This is a genomic window from Xenorhabdus japonica, assembly GCF_900115195.1.
GTDB classification, from domain to species: domain Bacteria; phylum Pseudomonadota; class Gammaproteobacteria; order Enterobacterales; family Enterobacteriaceae; genus Xenorhabdus; species Xenorhabdus japonica.
In genome coordinates this window covers 1-16119 of sequence record NZ_FOVO01000016.1, presented here as the reverse complement: position 1 = coordinate 16119, position 16119 = coordinate 1, and the positions used below count along the sequence as shown (strand labels likewise).

Here is a 16119-nt window from a genome sequence, read left to right as displayed (position 1 = left end):
ACGCACCATGTTTAATGGCAATACCGTGGATTACCGGGACGCACCCCTGACCAATGACGGCTTTTGGCCGGATTTGAACCTGCGGGAATTTCAGGTCAATCGCAAGCTGCCTGCGGATTTGGATAACGACATGCTCGCCAATGCGCTGCTGGCGACCGTGGCCGAGATTAATCTTGATTTACAGCACCTGAAATCCCGTTTACAGGCCAAAGGTTATCAGGCTGCTGCGGCTGTGCCGGGTATCTCGATTAACGGCAGCAACGCACTGGTCAGCCAGTATAAAAGAGCCGTGTATGCCCGGGCAAAAGCCGATTTGATGGGGGAATACACCTCATTAGTCAGCCGTGCCCCCAATCCGGGGCAGGAAAGCCCCGACGTGCAAAAACGCCTGCTGGCTGAATCAGCGGTAACACTGCGCAACATGAAAGGGAAAGGACGCACAACGGTACGTTTGATATGAGCAAATTACAGCAACTAACCGCATTCTTGCGGGAAAATCTGCCAAAACGGATTTGTGAAACCGAATTTACCAGTGAAATGGACGAAATCCGCTTTATTCCGGCACAACGGGATTTAGGGCTGGGGCAATACCAGATGTTTGTCCAGCAATATGAGGCGGTGATTGCGTGGGGGCGCTTCCCCTATCGGGACTGTGATCCGCGCAATATTCCGCTGCTGATTGATAGCTGGCTGACCGGACAGGGTGACGGTTTTAATGATGCCAATGTCGAGCAGGAACGGCCCTCACTGACGGTGGAAGTGGATGGCGATACGGCGGTGGTGTTGGTGTCGTTATCATTGGCAGAGCCTGTCGTGATACGCGAAGACCCCAAGGGCATGATCCCGTTTGATGGCAGGCGCTGGTCACTGGCTGATACCGAAGTGTGGTTCGCGGAACAAGGTGCGGTGCACAGTGTGGACGAGACAGGCGCCCAGATTGGGAAACGCCCGGCATGATCCACGGCCAGTTAAATAGCAACCAGCTTAAGGAACTGCAAGACGCATTAAGCAACCTTGAGTTACCGGAAAAGAAACGGCAGCGCCTGTTATGGCGTATCGCAAAATATGGGTTGATTGATGCAGCAAAACGCAATGTACGCAATCAGCGCTCGCCGGAGGGAGAAAGCTGGCCAGTCAGAAAAAGCTCGTATCGTAAGAAGATGCTCAGGAATATGCCGAAGCTGCTGCATATCCGGGAAATGCCCGACATTGATGCGGTACGGGTTTATCTGCAAGGCGGACATTACCGCAATGGCAATCAGCCAGTCCCTGCCGGGGTTGTCGGGTATGCTCAGCAGCAAGGGATGCGCTTTCAGGTCAGTCGGCAGCAGGTGAAAAAGACCGTTGACCGTGAACGGATGGCAACCATTAAACAGGCTAAAAAGCTGCGTGATTTGGGCTATCAGGTCAAAAAGGGCAAGCGCTGGCGTAAACCGCCGGTAAAAGAAATGACCGCCAATATGACGTTTATTCAGGCCGGGACGTTGATCCGCGAACTGAGCGGTGAAACAGCCAAAAGCGCATGGACAGTGGATGTGCCTGCCCGTGCATTCTTAGGCATGAATGATGACGAGTTCAGCAAAGCGCTGGCTCGCCAGCTACAAGGGATTGGATATGGCGCAGGGTAAGCGCCTCAATAAAGGATGACATTATGTGGCCACATGTTCAGGTTAACCAGATTAACCAACTGCAAGGCGAAACCAAGGAGATTGAACGGGTATTGCTGTTCGTGGGGACAGGCAAAACCAACACAGGCAAAACCATTTCTGTGAATACCCAGACGGACTTTGATGCCGTATTGGGCACGGCAAGCACGGCTCTCAAGCGTCAGGTACGGGCGGCGATGGCCAATGCCGGGCAAAACTGGTCGGGCTATGTGCATGTATTGCCGGAACTGTCTGATGAACGGGCGTTCGTGGATGCGGTCATTGCGGCACAGACCGTCGCCAGTGTTGAAGGTTACGTGCTGACCCGCGGTGCGACCAAAGAGGTGATTAAGGCCGCACAAACCTTGCGGGCGAACACCATTGCCAAGTTTGGCCGCTGGCAGTGGGCGATCCTGTCGGTGGATGGCCCCCAGTCTAAAGAGCCGTGGGCGGATTACGTCACCCGTCTGGCGGAACTGCAAAAAGGGGAAGCTGTGCCCTCGGTGCAATTGGTGCCGTGTCTGTGGGGCAATGAGGCAGGTGTACTGGCCGGGCGCTTGTGCAATCGTGCCGTCACGGTGGCCGACAGCCCCGCACGGGTACAGACCGGGGCGTTGATGGATTTGGGGGCCAGTGACTTCCCGAAGGATGGCACAGGCCTGCCGATTGATCTGGCAACCTTGCAGGCACTGGAAAAACTGCGTTTCAGCGTGCCGATGTGGTATCCCGATTATGACGGCCTGTACTGGTCAGATGGCCGTACACTGGATGTGGAAGGCGGCGATTACCAAAGCATCGAAAATCTGCGGGTGGTTGATAAAGTGGCCCGCCGGGTGCGCTTGCAGGCGATTGCCAAAATTGCCGACCGCAGCCTGAACAGCACGCCGGGCAGCACCGCCACCCATCAGGCTTACTTTGCCCGCACCTTGCGTGAAATGTCACGCAGTACCGAGATTAACGGCGTGACGTTTCCGGGGGAAGTGAAGTCGCCGAAAGATGGCGATGTCACCATCACATGGCGTAATAAAAACACGGTGGAAATTTATATCACTATCCGCACCTATGAATGTCCGAAAGGCATTTCAGTGAGCCTGTTGCTGGATAGCAGTCTGGAGAAAAGCGCATGAGCCAACGTATTTCAGGCCAGTCGGTCGATTTTAATATGGACGGGGATCTGGTGCATGCCGAAAAGGTCAATCTGTCCATTACCGATAACACCGCCGCTGCCCAGACGCAGGGCGTACCGGATGGCTATATCGCCGGGGATGTGGCGGCGGAGGGTGAGATTGAACTCAGTACCAAATATCTGGAAATTGTCACCGCCAAAGCGCGTTCAGCCGGGTCATGGCGGGGTATTCAGCCCGTTGACCTGATGTGGTACGCCAAAGCCGGGAACGAAGAAATCAAGGTGGAGGCTTACGGCTGCAAGCTGATTGTCAGCGACATTCTGGACGTTGACCCGAAAGGTGGCAGTGTCATGACACATAAGGTGAAATTTGTGGTGACCAGCCCGGACTTTGTGCGCATCAATGGCATTCCCTATCTGGAAGCGGAACTGACACAAAGCCTGATAGGGTAAGGATAGGCACTCATGGAAGAGCATGAAAAAACGTTTGTGACGCTCGTGCTATTGGGGGCACTGATTGCGTTAGGCAAGATGCTGACCGGCAATGAACCGATCACCTTACGGCTGTTTATCGGTCGTATTATTCTCGGTTCAGCAGTGTCAGTGATGGCAGGTGCATTGCTGATTTGGTGGCCGGGCATCAGCCCAGTTGCGGTTACGGGGATTGGCAGCGCATTAGGGATTGCCGGATATCAGTTAATTGAGGTCTGGTTACGTAAGCGCGGCAGCGCATTGCTGACAGGGAAGTTAAAGCAATGACACTGAGTGAAAAACAGCAATTATTTGCGGTATTGGTTGCCCAGTTGATCTTATGAGCGGACGAACGCGGCTACCGTGTGACGTTGGGTGAGGCGCACCGCGCCCCGGAGCAGGCGAAACTGAATGCCCGGAAAGGCACGGGGATTGCCAACAGTCTGCATACGCTGCGCCTGGCGGTTGATCTCAACCTGTTTATTCAGGGCGAGTATCAGACCCGCAGTGACGCGTACCTGCCACTGGGGGAACATTGGGAGTCGCTGGGCGGTACATGGGGCGGGCGCTTTTCCCGTCCCGATGGCAATCATTTCTCGCTCTCACATAACGGGGTGAAATGATGTCCAATGCCCGGACGCTCTATGTTGTTGTGGTGGCGTTGGCGTTCGGTGCGGGCTGGCGCGTCAATCACTATTACCGTGACAGCATCGAGCTGAACATCACACGGGCAGCAGCAAGCGCAAAAGAGGCCATGCGACAGGAGTTGCAAGCCATTTCCAGCGCCTCCGCCCGGCAATTAGAAGATAAACTGGAGGGGATCGCCAATGCCGCCCCGCGAGAGATTCGTACTGAAGTGGTCAAGCCTGTTTTTACTGCTGTGTGCGTTAGCCCTGAGTTTGTCCGGCTGTACAACGACACCGCCGACACCATCGGGCGAACCTTATCAGGAAAACCTGCTGAAAAAATGTCAGGCAATATTACCGAAATTAACCGGAACGACCGGAAATAATTTAGCCAATATCTTAATCGATTATTCCGCCTTATATGGCAACTGTGCCGCAAGGCATAATCAATTAGTGGACGAAATTAATAAAAGAAAGGAATTCATTCATGAGCAAAGAAAATAAAATCATTACCTTAATTATCGGCGAAACTGAAATTCATTTTGAACCGAATATCATTGCCTATAACAGCATGATTAATGACATGGCAATGGACAATAAGATTGTGCCGATTGTCACTTACCTGCGCCGCATTGTGCAGCCTGCCTCAAAAGCCGCGCTGGACGAATTCCTGCAAATCCCCGGTGCAGCGATGCAGATTGTGGAACGGGTGAATGCCGAATATGCGCCGAAACTGGATATCGAAATAAAAAACTGAATGCACGGGTTAAGGCCATTGAGAATAGTTTATTTGAACAGGTCTTAATATTACGCCGTCATTATTTACCGCATGAAAAAGATAATACGGAAAATTTAGCCCGTGCCATCTGGTTAGATAATCGTTATTGGGAAAATACGCGCATTGCCACGGCTAATGGCATTGCACTGGCGTTCAGGGGTGAACCATGAGTCAGGAATTAGATTTTACCTTAAGCCTGATTGATAAAATCACAAAACCGCTGGCAGGGGCGAAAGCGGCGGTGTCAGAGTTCGCCCAGTCTTCACAGGATGCGTTCGGCAAACTGGCGATTGGCGGTGCCGGGTTGGCCGCGTCATTCTGGTCAATCAAGGGCTTTCTTGACCCCGCCATTGAAATGGATGAGGCGCTGAAATCCGCCTCATTGCAGGGCATTGACAGCAGCGTGATGGATAAAGTCGCCAACGATGCCATGACGTTCAGTTCCCAGTATGGCAAGTCGTCGATTGAGTTTGTGCAGTCGGCCGCTGAAATCAGCAAGGCCGTGAACGGGCTGTCACACAGCGACCTGCCCCAGATGACGAATATTGCCAATACCACTGCCGCCGCCCTCAAATCCAGCGCCAGCGATACCGCCAGTTACATGGGAAAAATGTTTTCCCAATTTTCCAGTCATGCCAAGGCGGTGGGTCACCTCCAGTTTGCCGAAGAACTGGCAGGCAAGGCGGTGATCATGTCGAAAACGTTCGGCACGTCCATGACCGACATTGCTGACCTGATGGAAGGGGCCCGCGCCGCCGGAACCCAGTTCGGCGTCGGCATTGATGAGCAGTTGGCGGTCTTGGGGGAACTCAACCGCGCGCTGGGCGGTGAAGCCAGCGGCGCGTATGAGTCGTTTATCACCAATGCAGAAGCCAGCGGCAAGAAACTGGGGTTAAGTTTTACCAACGCCTCCGGGAAATTGCTGTCGATGCCGGAAATGCTGGAAAAACTACAGGCCAAATACGGCAAAAGCATTGAAGGCAACCTGAAAGCACAAGCCGAAATTGAAGCCGCGTTCGGGGATTCTGCCGTGGTGGTCAAACAGCTTTACGGCAATGTTGATGTGCTGCGCAAGAACATGACGGCACTGGGCGCGAATGATGGTATGAAGCGCACGCAGGAGATGGCCGAACAGATGGCGAACCCGTGGGAACGACTGCAAGTCATCTGGCAAAATATCCGCATTGCGGTGGGTTCAACGCTGCTGCCTGCGGTGTCTTCGCTGGTCAACAGGATGGCGAATACCAGCCAGCTAGTGGTGCGCTGGTTGAAATTGTTTCCCAATATCGCGCGCTGGATTGGTTATATTTCGGCAGGCATTATCGGATTCGCGGCAGCGGGTGCTGCGGCCAATATCGTGATGGGGGTGACCAAATTTATCTGGCTAGGCCTTAAGGGAATTTGGTCCGCCTGTACGCTGGTGATGAAACTGTGGACGGCGGCAGTCTGGCTTTGCAATGGTGCTGTTACCGTATGGAACGTCGGACTGAGAATATTACGTAATACACTGATGGCTGTTCGTATGCAGGCCATGTTAGCGGGCATTTCATTCAGCTTTATGACTTGGCCTGTCTTGCTGATTATTGCTGCGATTGCGTTGCTGGCTGTGGGCATTTATCTGCTGATTAAGCACTGGGATGCCATTAAAGCCGCCATTATGAATACCACGGCGTTTAAGGTTATCGCGGCCTGTGTGAAATGGGTTGGCGGGATCTTCGGCGCAGTCTTTGCCTGGATTGGTGAAGCGTGGGATAACCTCTGTAGCTGGTTCAGCAACTTTTCACTGGCGGATACGTTTTCCGGCATGGTGGACAGTGTCAGCAATCTGTTCAGTGGCTTATGGGACTGGCTGAAAGGGTCGTTCGGGGACGCCTATAACTGGATTATCGACAAGCTGAACTACATTCCGGGTATCAATATTGAAACCCAAGCTATTGAGAAGACGGTCACCGAACCGACCGGAAAAGCGGCGGCTCCGGTGCAGGAACAGCCCAAAGTCATGGGAGGAGCGGCAATACCCAATATGGGCATGGGCGTAAATCATCCCAAATTAATGACTCAGCCCAACGGAATTTTGCAGGGACAACCTCAAGCGATGATCCAGCCGGTGAAAGCCATTCAGCCGCCCGAAACCGAGGGCGTATTAACGGGTGGGAAAAAGCAGGGCATTGGCAAGCAAGGTCTGATGAAAGCGGTGACAACGAATTCACAGACCATCACGGATAACAGCCGCCGGATTGAAAATGTGACGCTGAATGTTAAGGGTAACGTCACACCGGCACAACTCACGGAATGGGAACAGGTGGCTTATGGATGAGCCGAAATACATTGATTTATTGATCACGGGCGGTAATTTTACGCTCAACTCAGGCAATGAGCCGCAATTTTGTCATAACCGCGTGTCAGTCGGTCAGGATTGTGTTCATGCCATTTTGGAAAGCGGCCTTGCCACGGAACTGGTGGCAGAGCGCAGCCCAACCTTGCGGGCGGATATCCGTACCCAGATTGAAATTCTGGTTGAGGAAGATGAGCGGATTATTCCGGGGACGGTCATCATTAATGAAGAAACACCAACGAAGCTGTGGATCACGGCAGAAACTTATGATTTTGGCCGACTGAGCGTGAGTGTGGGACATGGACACTAAGCCAACCCTTGATTATGAAAAGGTGTTGCGTGACAGCGGGATGCCGACCACGGAAGCCGACATCAGCAAAGCGTTTGCCAACGTGGTGGATGAAGCCGGGCTGGTGACCAATACCTCGCGCATGTCCCCGTTCTGGCGGCTGATTAACGCCCTTGTCACGCGCCCGGTGTTGTGGCTGAAAGAGGCATTAATCAATGTCACGCTGAAGAATATGTATCTGGCGAGTGCATCCGGTTCATGGCTGGATATGTTTGCCTGGGGCGTGAACCTGAAACGCAAGCCTGCTTCGGCTGCACAGGGGGTGATCCGTTTTTATAAAGCAGCAGGGGCATCTGCCGTGACGGTGCCCGCCGGAACGGTGATCCAGACCGAGCGCATTAATGGCGAAATCTACCGGGTCAGCACCACGGAAAGTGGTGTGATTGCTGACGGTGTGTCCAGTGCCTTATTGCCTGTGAGGGCAGAAGCCGCAGGCGGCGCATTTAATCTGGCCCCCGGTTATTTCCGACTCCTGCCCGTGGCCGTATCCGGTATTGCGCGGGTACAGAATGAAGAGGGCTGGCTGTTAACCCCCGGTGCGGATGCGGAATCGGACGATGATTTACGCGACCGTTGCCGCAACCAATATAACTTGGTAGGTAACTATCATACCGATGCAGTTTACCGGGGCATGATTGCGGCTGTGGCGGGCTTAAGTATTGATTGCATCTTCTTTCTGCATGATGCGCCCCGTGGTGCGGGAACTGCCAACGCGTATCTGTTGCTGGATTCGGGGGTAATCAGCCAACCTTTTATTGAGGCAGTGAACGATTACATCTCCAATCAGGGGCATCATGGGCACGGCGATGATATGCAGTGCCTGCCGATGCCGGAAACGCATCATAATTTGTCGGTCACGCTGTTTGTGGAAAATCTGGCGAACTACAGTCAGGAGCAGATAGTGACATTGAAAACCGATGTTGGAAACCTTATCCGCTGCGCCTTTCGGGAAAATACCGACTATCAGGTGAAGAAAACATGGCCCTACTCGCGTTTTTCTTTTTCCAGCTTGGGACGCGAAATACACCGTGAATTCAGCGAGATTGTATCACTGACTTTTTCATTGGGTGACATTCTCAGTGAACTGAGTGTACCGAAGCTGAAAACGCTCTCAGTGGAGGTGAAAAATGTCTGAGTTCAGGGAACGCCTTAAGCGGCTGGCCCTGCCCTCATGGATGGATAAGGGCGAACCTGCCAAATTATTGGGGGCAGCACGGGCATTCTGGACGCAGGTTTACGGCTGGCTGACATGGCCGCTGGCCCAACTGGACGCCGAAACCTGTACTGAGTCGTTGTTATCGGTGCTGGCCTATCAGCGGGATATCCAGCGTTTTAACGGCGAGCCGTTGCCGCTGTTTCGCAAGCGGGTGAAGTACGCCTTTATCAACGCGAAAGACGCAGGCAGTATTGCCGGATTTATTGCCATCTTTGAACGGCTGGGCGTGGGCTATGTGGAGCTACTGGAACGCCAGCCAGATATTGACTGGGATGTGATTATCCTGCGCCTTAGTGACGGACAGATAGCAGCCAACCCTGATTTGCTGATGAATATCATCCGTCAGTACGGGCGAACCTGCCGCCGTTATCGTTTTGAAGTGATAGCGAAAAACCAGTTATTGATGCGGGTTGGCAGTATCAGTGCAGACTATTGCACTTATGCCGCTGCCATTCCGACCCAGCCATTATTATTAAAAGTGGGGCATATCGCAGGCGTTGCCGTCTGTGACAGTGCCAGCCTCAAGGAAAGCACCGCACCGAACGTAACCTACGGTGCGTCATTATAAGGAAATAGTATGTCTTCAGTGATAACGGCAGACTTTGAAAAATGGAAGGCACAGCAAACCGCAGCGGGAACGACTGTGATACTGGATGAATTTGTCTTTGCGAATGTGCCGAATCTTGATCCGTCGAAAGAGATCAGCCGCAGTGAAAAATTGCCTGCGGCAAATCAAATCGTCCACCGTCAGGCAGTCAATAAAACCGGATTAGCCAGTGAGAACGCCGTGGCTTACAGCGTGACACTGGGTACGGAAGTGGGGAATTTTGATTTTAACTGGATTGGTCTTATCAATAAGGCCTCCGGTGTCATTGGCATGATCACCCATGCCCCCACGCAGAAGAAAATCAAAACCGCCAATGGCTTGCAGGGCAATGTGTTAACCCGTTCTTTCTTACTGGAGTTTGACGGCGCGGCGACAGAAACCGCTATCACCACCACAGCGGAAACATGGCAGATTGATTTTACCGCGCGTTTGACGGGCATTGATGAAATGCAACGCCTGATTAACACCGACAGTTACGGCGAGGCGGCATTTTTTAATGATGGCTTTGCGGTGATCCGCAGTGGTGACAAATACACAGTAAAAAAAGGGCTGGCTTATGTGGGCGGGTTGCGTGGGGTACTGGCATTTGACCAGACCTTAAACAGCCTGCGCAATACCCGTGTGTATGCGGACTTTAGTTATCAGGGTAATCTGGTCAGTCAGTGGAAAACGGGGGTGAAAATCACTGCGACGAATGATCTAAAAAACTATGTTGATGTAGCGGGATATCCGCATTATGTGTTTGCCATTGCCCGTATTGATGGTAACGGTAATGTTACTGACTTACGCCATCAAGGGACATTAAGTGACCGTGATATTGCAGAACTTAACCGGGAACTTGAGCGGGTTAAACAGGATTGTGCGGCTAAACAGCAAGCATTGGAAAATAGTGTAAATGGGAAGCAACCGCAGGGCAATTATGCCACGAATATTGCGCTAAATGCTGTTAATGAAAATGCAGTACCTAAAAGCCGAAGTATCAACGGCAAATCATTATCAGCCGATGTGGTATTAGGTGCGGTTGATGTGGGTGCATTTCCCAAAGGGGCGGCAGCCGTTGTAGAAGGAGACGATGCCGTACCGTGGGATGCCGCGTCCGGGGCTTATGTTGCCAAACAACCGGGAGGTACCCTGCTGGTTGTCCACTTTAATGTGAGTCAGGGCAGTACCCCAGCCCTACAATTAAAAACCCAATACAGAAATGGTAGCATCGCTTATCGTTCAGCCAGGGATAGCTTTGGATTTGAAGAACCGTGGACAGAATTCTATACCACTAAAAATAAACCCACGGCTTTTGATGTTGATGCGGTTTCTGCATCACGTGGAGGAACGTTTCATGACCATGTTCGTTTTGACAAGCGTGTTATTGTGGGCAGTAACGACACTTCACCCATGGTGCTAAGTTCTGAAAAATCAGCAGCATCGCCTGTCAATATACATATATGGGGCAACGCTGCCCGGGGGGGAGATCGACACACCGTATTGGAAGCTGGCGACAATCAAGGATGGTTCTGGTATAGCCATCGGCTAGGCAATGGTGGGGTGCAATTTTCAGTAAACGGAAGCATGTTACCTGAAGATTACAGTAACTTCGATAATCGTTACCTGCAACACCATCAACACAATATTCCTGTTGGCGTACCGCTACCGTGGCCTAATGCTAATCCGCCTGCGGGTTATGTTGAATGTAAGGGTCAACATTTTGATCCGGTAAAGTGCCCAAAATTGGCAGAAGCTTACCCGTCCTGCTATTTACCCGATTTGCGGGGCGAGTTTATCCGGGGATTGGATAACGGGCGCGGTATTGATTCTGGTCGTGGCGCGTTATCGTGGCAAAATCAACAGGTGCAGTATCATTCTCATTTAGGGGGACATGGTGGAAGAGCTGGGGGGAATTTTGGTATCACCACACAATGGAAATACGCGGGGTCATTTCATGATGATAGTAAACAACCCTTGCCAATGACGAATAACGGCAGTGATTTTGACGGTTTTACCAATAACGGCGCTATAGGAACTGAAACCCGCCCGCGTAACATCGCCTTTTTATATATTGTGAGGGAAGCATAATGAAATATGCAACGAATATTAAAACAGCAGAATTTAATGAAAATGGTTTTGCTCTATCTAACGGTTGGGTCACCGTTTATCGTGCGAATACAGAGACAGGTGAATACCTTTGTGCAGACATGGAGCGTACCGTTTTGGGTTTTAGCCTGTCCGCTGGGGCGTATCTGGATGAACCCACATTGCCAGAATCCGATAATGTCGCGGTTTGTCGCAGCCCCGATGGCTTGTCATGGGGACATGTGCCGGATTACCGTGGGAAGACGGTTTACCATATCAAAAACCGAGAGTCGCGAGTGATACAGCAACTGGGATCGTTACCGCCTGAGTTGACGCTGTTAAGACCCAATACTGATTTTGATGTCTGGAACGGTAAAAAATGGGTCACTGACTTTGCCGCACAAAAAGCCAAAAGAATTGAATTAGCGGAAAGACAACGTGCTCAATTGCGCCAGCAGGCAGAAGAGAATATCAGGCTGCTACAGTATGCCATAGAGACTGAATTAGCCACAGAGAGTGAAAAACGGGTATTGATTGAATGGAAAAAATACCTCGTTGCCTTAAGCCGTCTTGATATCTCAGGAACAACGGATATTACATGGCCGGAACAGCCCAATGTGGCAGCGTAAAACCCTGCAACTGTCCCCGGCGCTATCGGGGATATCGGCCACCATTATGTCCGTACACCCCTTTATCTATGGCACCGGGCAGCAGACAGACAGCGGCAGTTACCTAAGCCCAACTAACGCGATTGACTATCTGGCAAAGAAAATTACAGGGGCCGGAAACATTAATAGTCTGGTTATTATGATTTGCGCCAAGACCCATGATGAATTTATGCAACACCTCACGCAATTTTCATCGGTGCTGCCGTTGCCAGCATTTGCTCAGGTCAAACGGATGGCAAAAACGGCAGAAAGTTTGACAACGACCAAAATGCAATTGCCGGGCCAGCAGGGCGGCGGTTTGCCGCTGCCTCAGCCGTTGTCAACCGCAACCAGCCGCTTGGCCGTCAATGCGCAACGGATAGAGCAGGCCAAAGCCCAAGCCAGTGCGGGCAGCAGCCTTGCGGGATTAAAATCCCAGTTAAGCGGGTTTACCACGGCAAGGCAGAACGCCTTGCAAAAGGTGACGGATGCCCTGAGCGGTATCCGGGATAAATCGGCCAGTGTCTGGACGTTTTCAGGGAAAGGAGACGGTACACATTTGGCGGAAAAACTGCGGCAGAATATCCCCGAACCCGATGCCGTTTATACACTGGCCACGCTGTTTATCGGGGACGATATCCGCCCATTAGAAAGGATGCTACACCATGAGCCAAATTATCACCCTCGCCCTTGATGGCGAGGCTATCCCGCTAAAAAGCCTGACCGTCACGCCCTCTGTGATGTTTCAGGACAGCGACCAGAGTGGGCAGTCTTCCAGTACCGCCGTCGCTGAACAGGGCATCAAGCCGAAAGAACTGCGTATCACGGGCATTATTCCCTTTACTGAACAGAAAACCCTGTCGCGCCTGTTTGCACTGGCGGAAGCCAAAGACAACGGCAACCTGAAACGCTACCGGGTGGCGAATCTGACCGCACAGGCCATTAACTTTCGCATCGGCACCTTTACGGGCACGATGGATGCCAGCAAGGTGGACGGTAAACAGGCATGGCAGGTCACGTTTACCTTGCGGGAGCATTTATCAGTGGCGGAGAAACGCGATGCCCGTGCCACCGGCGCGATTCAGGCGAAAAAACAGACCGGACAGGGCGGCACGAAAGCCGGGGAAGACCCGGAAAAATTAAGCTGGTTCGAACGCGAGGTATTGAAACCCATTAATGATGGCATCGGAGGCGCAGGCGAATGAAACCCATCCAGCGGCTCTGCTTATCCGGCGATGAGGTGCATGTGGTGGATGCCAATCTCATGCTGGAACTGTCCGCCTGTGGCCGGGGCTTTATCACGGCGGAGACCACCAACGATTACACCGGGAAACTGGTGCGCCTTGATGTGGGCTATACCGATTTGGTACTGCGCTGGTTTACCGGGTATGTGGAACGTTCACAACCTGCCCAGAACGGCTATCAGCGCCTGTTTGTACGTGAACTGGTCGGCGTGTTTGATAAAGTGTGGCCGTGTTCATTTCAGCACCCGACGTTACGCCAGATAGTGGCGTGGTTGCAGGAACACAGCGGCCTGACGTTCACGCTACCGGATGCCCCTTATACCGATAAACCCATCCCGCACTACACCCATAACAGCACGGGCTATCAGTTACTGGGCAGTCTGGGGCAGCTTTTTGCCATTGACGATTATCTCTGGCACCAGTTGCCGGACGGTTCGGTTTATCTGGGCAGTTGGGCACATTCGATGTTTGCCGAAAAGCCTGTCGAAATCCTGAATGAATTCAGCCAGAGCCAGTCGGCAGGCAATGCCATGACTATTCCCATGATCCAATCCCTGCGCCCCGGTTTTGTGGTCAATCAGCAGCGGCTGACCAAGGTCAACCTGTTGAATGAAAACATGGGCATCACATGGCAACCGAAAGGCCAGACGGAGAACAAAACCCCTGCCCAGCGCCAGATTGATGCGGCTTACCCTGAATTATCCGCCGGGCTGCATTTACCCCAATTTGCCCGCATTGAGGCACACACTGAAAGCACGGCCAGCGGCGATATGTCTGACCCGTTCCGCCCGCGTTATGCGGTCGATGTGCAATTGCTGGATGATAACGGCAAGGACGCTGCCGCCCCGGTTTATCGTGCCGTCCCGCTGCCTCTGCCGATGGCAGGCGGGGAATCGGGCATGTTCCAGTACCCACCCATCGGCACGGTGGTTGAAATCGCGTTCGAGGGCGGACGACCAGACAAACCCTTTATTCGCCAAACTCTGAGCCAAGGCAATACCCTGCCGGATATCCAACCCGGCGAACAATTGCAGCAGCAGCGGGCGGAAGTCTCGCAGCGCGTCACACAGGAAGGCAGCTGGATACGCCAGACTGACCAGACCATCAATGAATCCTCTATGCACCGCGAAATCAGGGCCGATACGGAAACGCGCACGGTGGTAGCACGGGATACCACGGTACAGGCGACGGATAAAATCACGGTCTTGGGCACGTCTACGCTATTGGCGGGTGCTGTCCAGCAAATCGCCGAGGGTGACTACAGCGTGGCAACCTCATCGAATTTCGTCGCCAGTGTCGGGAAAAATGCCAATATTGAAGTGGGCCAAACGCTGATAGAGAAAATTGGCCTGCTGAAACAGAGCATTGCGGGCGTTAAACAGGAAATTGTTGCACCTGTAGTCTGGGTGGGCAGCCAGCAACTTAACGTTATGACCCTGATGTTAGACACGCTGGATGTGGTCAGGGAACTGGCCGAACTGACCGCCGCCCATACCCATCACAACACTGGTACACCGGAGAACGCTAGCGCGATAAGGAACACGGCGTATAAATCCGATGGATTGAAACAGAAATATTCGCCCGTGATTGGGTGAGTGTCACTTATCTTTTCCACATGCGCGGGTTGATATCCAGCGTGACAGGCGGTAGAGTGATGATGTTAGTTTAGATGTGTCGCGCTAGAACCGGGGCTACCAATCTCGTCTAGCACACAGATAATTACCCTGCACCAAGGGTAAAAACAAAGAAACCAACCTCACCAGTTGGCTTGATTGGATGAATATCGTTTATTTGTGTGAGATCCTCTACGCTATACCCTAGGTTGATATTTTATGCTATAGGTATTAGACTGGTTACGTCAGTTGTGGAATGCCGCGCTGTGACTGAGGCTACCAACTTCAGTAATAGCACAAACATACTCCATCATGTATGGATAAAACAAAAAAGCCAACCTCACCAGTTGGCTTTTTTGTTTTATCTACTTATCACTTGAATTGATTGAATCATTTGAAAATAAATTTATAATTCATAATTGTTAGTTGAGTTTGCGCAATGGCCGCCGCTAAAAAGCATCTGATATGGAAAAGGAATTCAGCGTTTCGTAGGTTTTACGGAATGTATCAAAGCCCTGGCTGAAACAGGTGGTACTGCTTCAGTGCCTCGGTCAGAGCGCGGCATTCCACAACTGACGTGACGGAAACCAACCGGACAGGCAGCGTAAAGGCAATGGCTGGTTTAGTCGTGCTCCTGCTCATAGGAGCGAACGGATGAAAGAGGTTATTAACACCACTATCATCGTTCTAAAAGCACTAATTGCGCTTTTAGAATTGATCCGTACCTTTTTGAAATAGGTAGCGGAAACGGAGATAAGGCCATCGGGTTAACCGCCCGGTGGCCTTTAACATTTCTAGCGCACCCTCAATAAAACGCCACCAGAAGTACACAGCACTGTTCCCCCTTAATTTACTCCTTGCTACGGTTCATTTGGATCTGCGTTATTGCACCACGCTCACGCCGCACAATCCCCACGAAATAAACGTCAACCTGACGTAAAACGCACTACACCGCACCCGCCTGCCCGTTTTGGATCAAAAAATTATTTCAGTTTTAAAATCCGACAAAGGGAATCGCCAGAGCGCGCCCGTGCTGGCGCTGTGGAAAAAACCCCAAACTGAAAGGAATGAAAAGATTTTCAGGTAATTTCAGTTTTTGGATCAAAAGCGGATCGCGGTAAAAATATTAATGCAATGATATTAAAGGGGGAATTCTATTTTACGTGAAAGAATGGATCAAAAGACAAAGCCGCAACCTATTAAAAAATTCAGGGTTTGTGCGGCTTTGAGGGAAAAGGAAAACTGAAATTTATGGTCGAGGATGACACTGTATAGATTTAATAGCTTGATGGCCAGAAGGTAGGGCAAACGGGTCTAATTTATACAGATGAAAATCCCACTGTCAGGATTTTCATCATATAGCCATTATCCCAGCCAGCCTTCTGGCGCTTAGT

At 51.7% G+C, this 16119-nt stretch carries 19 protein-coding genes and 1 pseudogene; all 20 read left to right on the top strand.

Annotated features, from left to right (window positions below):
- The first annotated feature begins 25 nt into the window (after nt 1-25).
- Nucleotides 26-460 carry a head completion/stabilization protein gene (locus BM135_RS08235; RefSeq protein WP_339385093.1) on the top strand — a complete coding sequence of 145 codons (435 nt, stop codon included), beginning with the start codon at nt 26-28 and terminating at the stop codon, nt 458-460.
- On the top strand, nt 457-957 hold the full coding sequence (locus BM135_RS08230; protein WP_092519282.1) for a phage tail protein: 501 nt from the start codon (nt 457-459) through the stop codon (nt 955-957). The genes BM135_RS08235 and BM135_RS08230 overlap by 4 nt, the downstream gene beginning before the upstream one ends.
- Nucleotides 954-1628: a hypothetical protein gene (locus tag BM135_RS08225; RefSeq protein WP_092519281.1), complete on the top strand. Its 675-nt coding sequence runs from the start codon at nt 954-956 to the stop codon at nt 1626-1628. Before BM135_RS08230 ends, BM135_RS08225 begins: the two co-directional genes overlap by 4 nt.
- A 20-nt stretch (nt 1629-1648) precedes the next feature.
- Entirely contained in the window at nt 1649-2773 is a 1125-nt protein-coding gene (locus tag BM135_RS08220; protein ID WP_175486030.1) for a DUF2586 domain-containing protein, read from the top strand.
- Nucleotides 2770-3225 carry a DUF2597 family protein gene (locus BM135_RS08215; protein ID WP_086110339.1) on the top strand — a complete coding sequence of 152 codons (456 nt, stop codon included), beginning with the start codon at nt 2770-2772 and terminating at the stop codon, nt 3223-3225. Before BM135_RS08220 ends, BM135_RS08215 begins: the two co-directional genes overlap by 4 nt.
- Before the next feature lie 12 nt (nt 3226-3237).
- The gene (locus BM135_RS08210; RefSeq protein ID WP_092519279.1) at nt 3238-3531 is read left to right on the top strand and encodes a phage holin family protein; all 294 of its coding nucleotides are present in this window, start codon (nt 3238-3240) and stop codon (nt 3529-3531) included.
- A pseudogene (locus tag BM135_RS08205) lies at nt 3528-3866 on the top strand (M15 family metallopeptidase). The gene BM135_RS08210 and the pseudogene BM135_RS08205 overlap by 4 nt, the downstream one beginning before the upstream one ends.
- A complete protein-coding gene (locus tag BM135_RS08200) occupies nt 3866-4255 on the top strand; it encodes a hypothetical protein (RefSeq protein ID WP_092519278.1) in 390 nt (129 codons plus the stop codon). Before BM135_RS08205 ends, BM135_RS08200 begins: the two are co-directional and overlap by 1 nt.
- Nucleotides 4256-4356: 101 nt before the next feature.
- Nucleotides 4357-4626 (top strand): putative phage tail assembly chaperone, encoded by a 270-nt coding sequence (locus BM135_RS08190; protein ID WP_092519276.1) that lies wholly within the window; start codon nt 4357-4359, stop codon nt 4624-4626.
- Nucleotides 4536-4817 carry a DUF6890 family protein gene (locus BM135_RS17925; RefSeq protein ID WP_422646116.1) on the top strand — a complete coding sequence of 94 codons (282 nt, stop codon included), beginning with the start codon at nt 4536-4538 and terminating at the stop codon, nt 4815-4817. Before BM135_RS08190 ends, BM135_RS17925 begins: the two co-directional genes overlap by 91 nt.
- On the top strand, nt 4814-6964 hold the full coding sequence (locus tag BM135_RS08185) for a phage tail tape measure protein (RefSeq protein ID WP_092519275.1): 2151 nt from the start codon (nt 4814-4816) through the stop codon (nt 6962-6964). Before BM135_RS17925 ends, BM135_RS08185 begins: the two co-directional genes overlap by 4 nt.
- Complete coding sequence (locus BM135_RS08180) at nt 6957-7292, top strand: DUF2590 family protein (RefSeq protein ID WP_092519274.1); 336 nt, start codon at nt 6957-6959, stop codon at nt 7290-7292. The genes BM135_RS08185 and BM135_RS08180 overlap by 8 nt, the downstream gene beginning before the upstream one ends.
- Nucleotides 7282-8466: a baseplate J/gp47 family protein gene (locus tag BM135_RS08175; RefSeq protein WP_092519273.1), complete on the top strand. Its 1185-nt coding sequence runs from the start codon at nt 7282-7284 to the stop codon at nt 8464-8466. The genes BM135_RS08180 and BM135_RS08175 overlap by 11 nt, the downstream gene beginning before the upstream one ends.
- Complete coding sequence (locus tag BM135_RS08170; protein WP_092519272.1) at nt 8459-9115, top strand: phage tail protein; 657 nt, start codon at nt 8459-8461, stop codon at nt 9113-9115. The genes BM135_RS08175 and BM135_RS08170 overlap by 8 nt, the downstream gene beginning before the upstream one ends.
- Nucleotides 9116-9124: 9 nt before the next feature.
- Nucleotides 9125-11224 carry a phage tail-collar fiber domain-containing protein gene (locus BM135_RS17360; RefSeq protein WP_092519271.1) on the top strand — a complete coding sequence of 700 codons (2100 nt, stop codon included), beginning with the start codon at nt 9125-9127 and terminating at the stop codon, nt 11222-11224.
- A complete protein-coding gene (locus BM135_RS08160) occupies nt 11224-11850 on the top strand; it encodes a tail fiber assembly protein (protein WP_092519270.1) in 627 nt (208 codons plus the stop codon). Before BM135_RS17360 ends, BM135_RS08160 begins: the two co-directional genes overlap by 1 nt.
- Complete coding sequence (locus BM135_RS08155) at nt 11837-12562, top strand: hypothetical protein (protein ID WP_092519269.1); 726 nt, start codon at nt 11837-11839, stop codon at nt 12560-12562. Before BM135_RS08160 ends, BM135_RS08155 begins: the two co-directional genes overlap by 14 nt.
- Entirely contained in the window at nt 12534-13073 is a 540-nt protein-coding gene (locus BM135_RS08150; RefSeq protein ID WP_092519268.1) for a baseplate complex protein, read from the top strand. Before BM135_RS08155 ends, BM135_RS08150 begins: the two co-directional genes overlap by 29 nt.
- Nucleotides 13070-14707, top strand: coding sequence for a type VI secretion system Vgr family protein (locus BM135_RS08145; protein ID WP_092519267.1), 1638 nt, complete (start codon nt 13070-13072; stop codon nt 14705-14707). The genes BM135_RS08150 and BM135_RS08145 overlap by 4 nt, the downstream gene beginning before the upstream one ends.
- Before the next feature lie 672 nt (nt 14708-15379).
- Nucleotides 15380-15463, top strand: a complete 84-nt coding sequence (gene dinQ / locus BM135_RS17920) for a damage-inducible type I toxin DinQ (RefSeq protein ID WP_370630631.1) — start codon at nt 15380-15382, stop codon at nt 15461-15463.
- Nucleotides 15464-16119: the final 656 nt, after the last annotated feature.

Bases quoted from the DNA above. Each gene is read 5' to 3' on its own strand.
- BM135_RS08190 (WP_092519276.1), top strand. From the start codon at position 4,357: ATGAGCAAAGAAAATAAAATCATTACCTTAATTATCGGCGAAACTGAA.
- dinQ (WP_370630631.1), top strand. From the start codon at position 15,380: ATGAAAGAGGTTATTAACACCACTATCATCGTTCTAAAAGCACTAATT.
- BM135_RS08230 (WP_092519282.1), top strand. From the start codon at position 457: ATGAGCAAATTACAGCAACTAACCGCATTCTTGCGGGAAAATCTGCCA.
- BM135_RS17360 (WP_092519271.1), top strand. From the start codon at position 9,125: ATGTCTTCAGTGATAACGGCAGACTTTGAAAAATGGAAGGCACAGCAA.
- BM135_RS08170 (WP_092519272.1), top strand. From the start codon at position 8,459: ATGTCTGAGTTCAGGGAACGCCTTAAGCGGCTGGCCCTGCCCTCATGG.
- BM135_RS08155 (WP_092519269.1), top strand. From the start codon at position 11,837: ATGTGGCAGCGTAAAACCCTGCAACTGTCCCCGGCGCTATCGGGGATA.
- BM135_RS08210 (WP_092519279.1), top strand. From the start codon at position 3,238: ATGGAAGAGCATGAAAAAACGTTTGTGACGCTCGTGCTATTGGGGGCA.
- BM135_RS08180 (WP_092519274.1), top strand. From the start codon at position 6,957: ATGGATGAGCCGAAATACATTGATTTATTGATCACGGGCGGTAATTTT.
- BM135_RS08145 (WP_092519267.1), top strand. From the start codon at position 13,070: ATGAAACCCATCCAGCGGCTCTGCTTATCCGGCGATGAGGTGCATGTG.
- BM135_RS08200 (WP_092519278.1), top strand. From the start codon at position 3,866: ATGTCCAATGCCCGGACGCTCTATGTTGTTGTGGTGGCGTTGGCGTTC.
- BM135_RS08175 (WP_092519273.1), top strand. From the start codon at position 7,282: ATGGACACTAAGCCAACCCTTGATTATGAAAAGGTGTTGCGTGACAGC.
- BM135_RS08225 (WP_092519281.1), top strand. From the start codon at position 954: ATGATCCACGGCCAGTTAAATAGCAACCAGCTTAAGGAACTGCAAGAC.
- BM135_RS08185 (WP_092519275.1), top strand. From the start codon at position 4,814: ATGAGTCAGGAATTAGATTTTACCTTAAGCCTGATTGATAAAATCACA.
- BM135_RS08150 (WP_092519268.1), top strand. From the start codon at position 12,534: ATGAGCCAAATTATCACCCTCGCCCTTGATGGCGAGGCTATCCCGCTA.
- BM135_RS08160 (WP_092519270.1), top strand. From the start codon at position 11,224: ATGAAATATGCAACGAATATTAAAACAGCAGAATTTAATGAAAATGGT.
- BM135_RS08215 (WP_086110339.1), top strand. From the start codon at position 2,770: ATGAGCCAACGTATTTCAGGCCAGTCGGTCGATTTTAATATGGACGGG.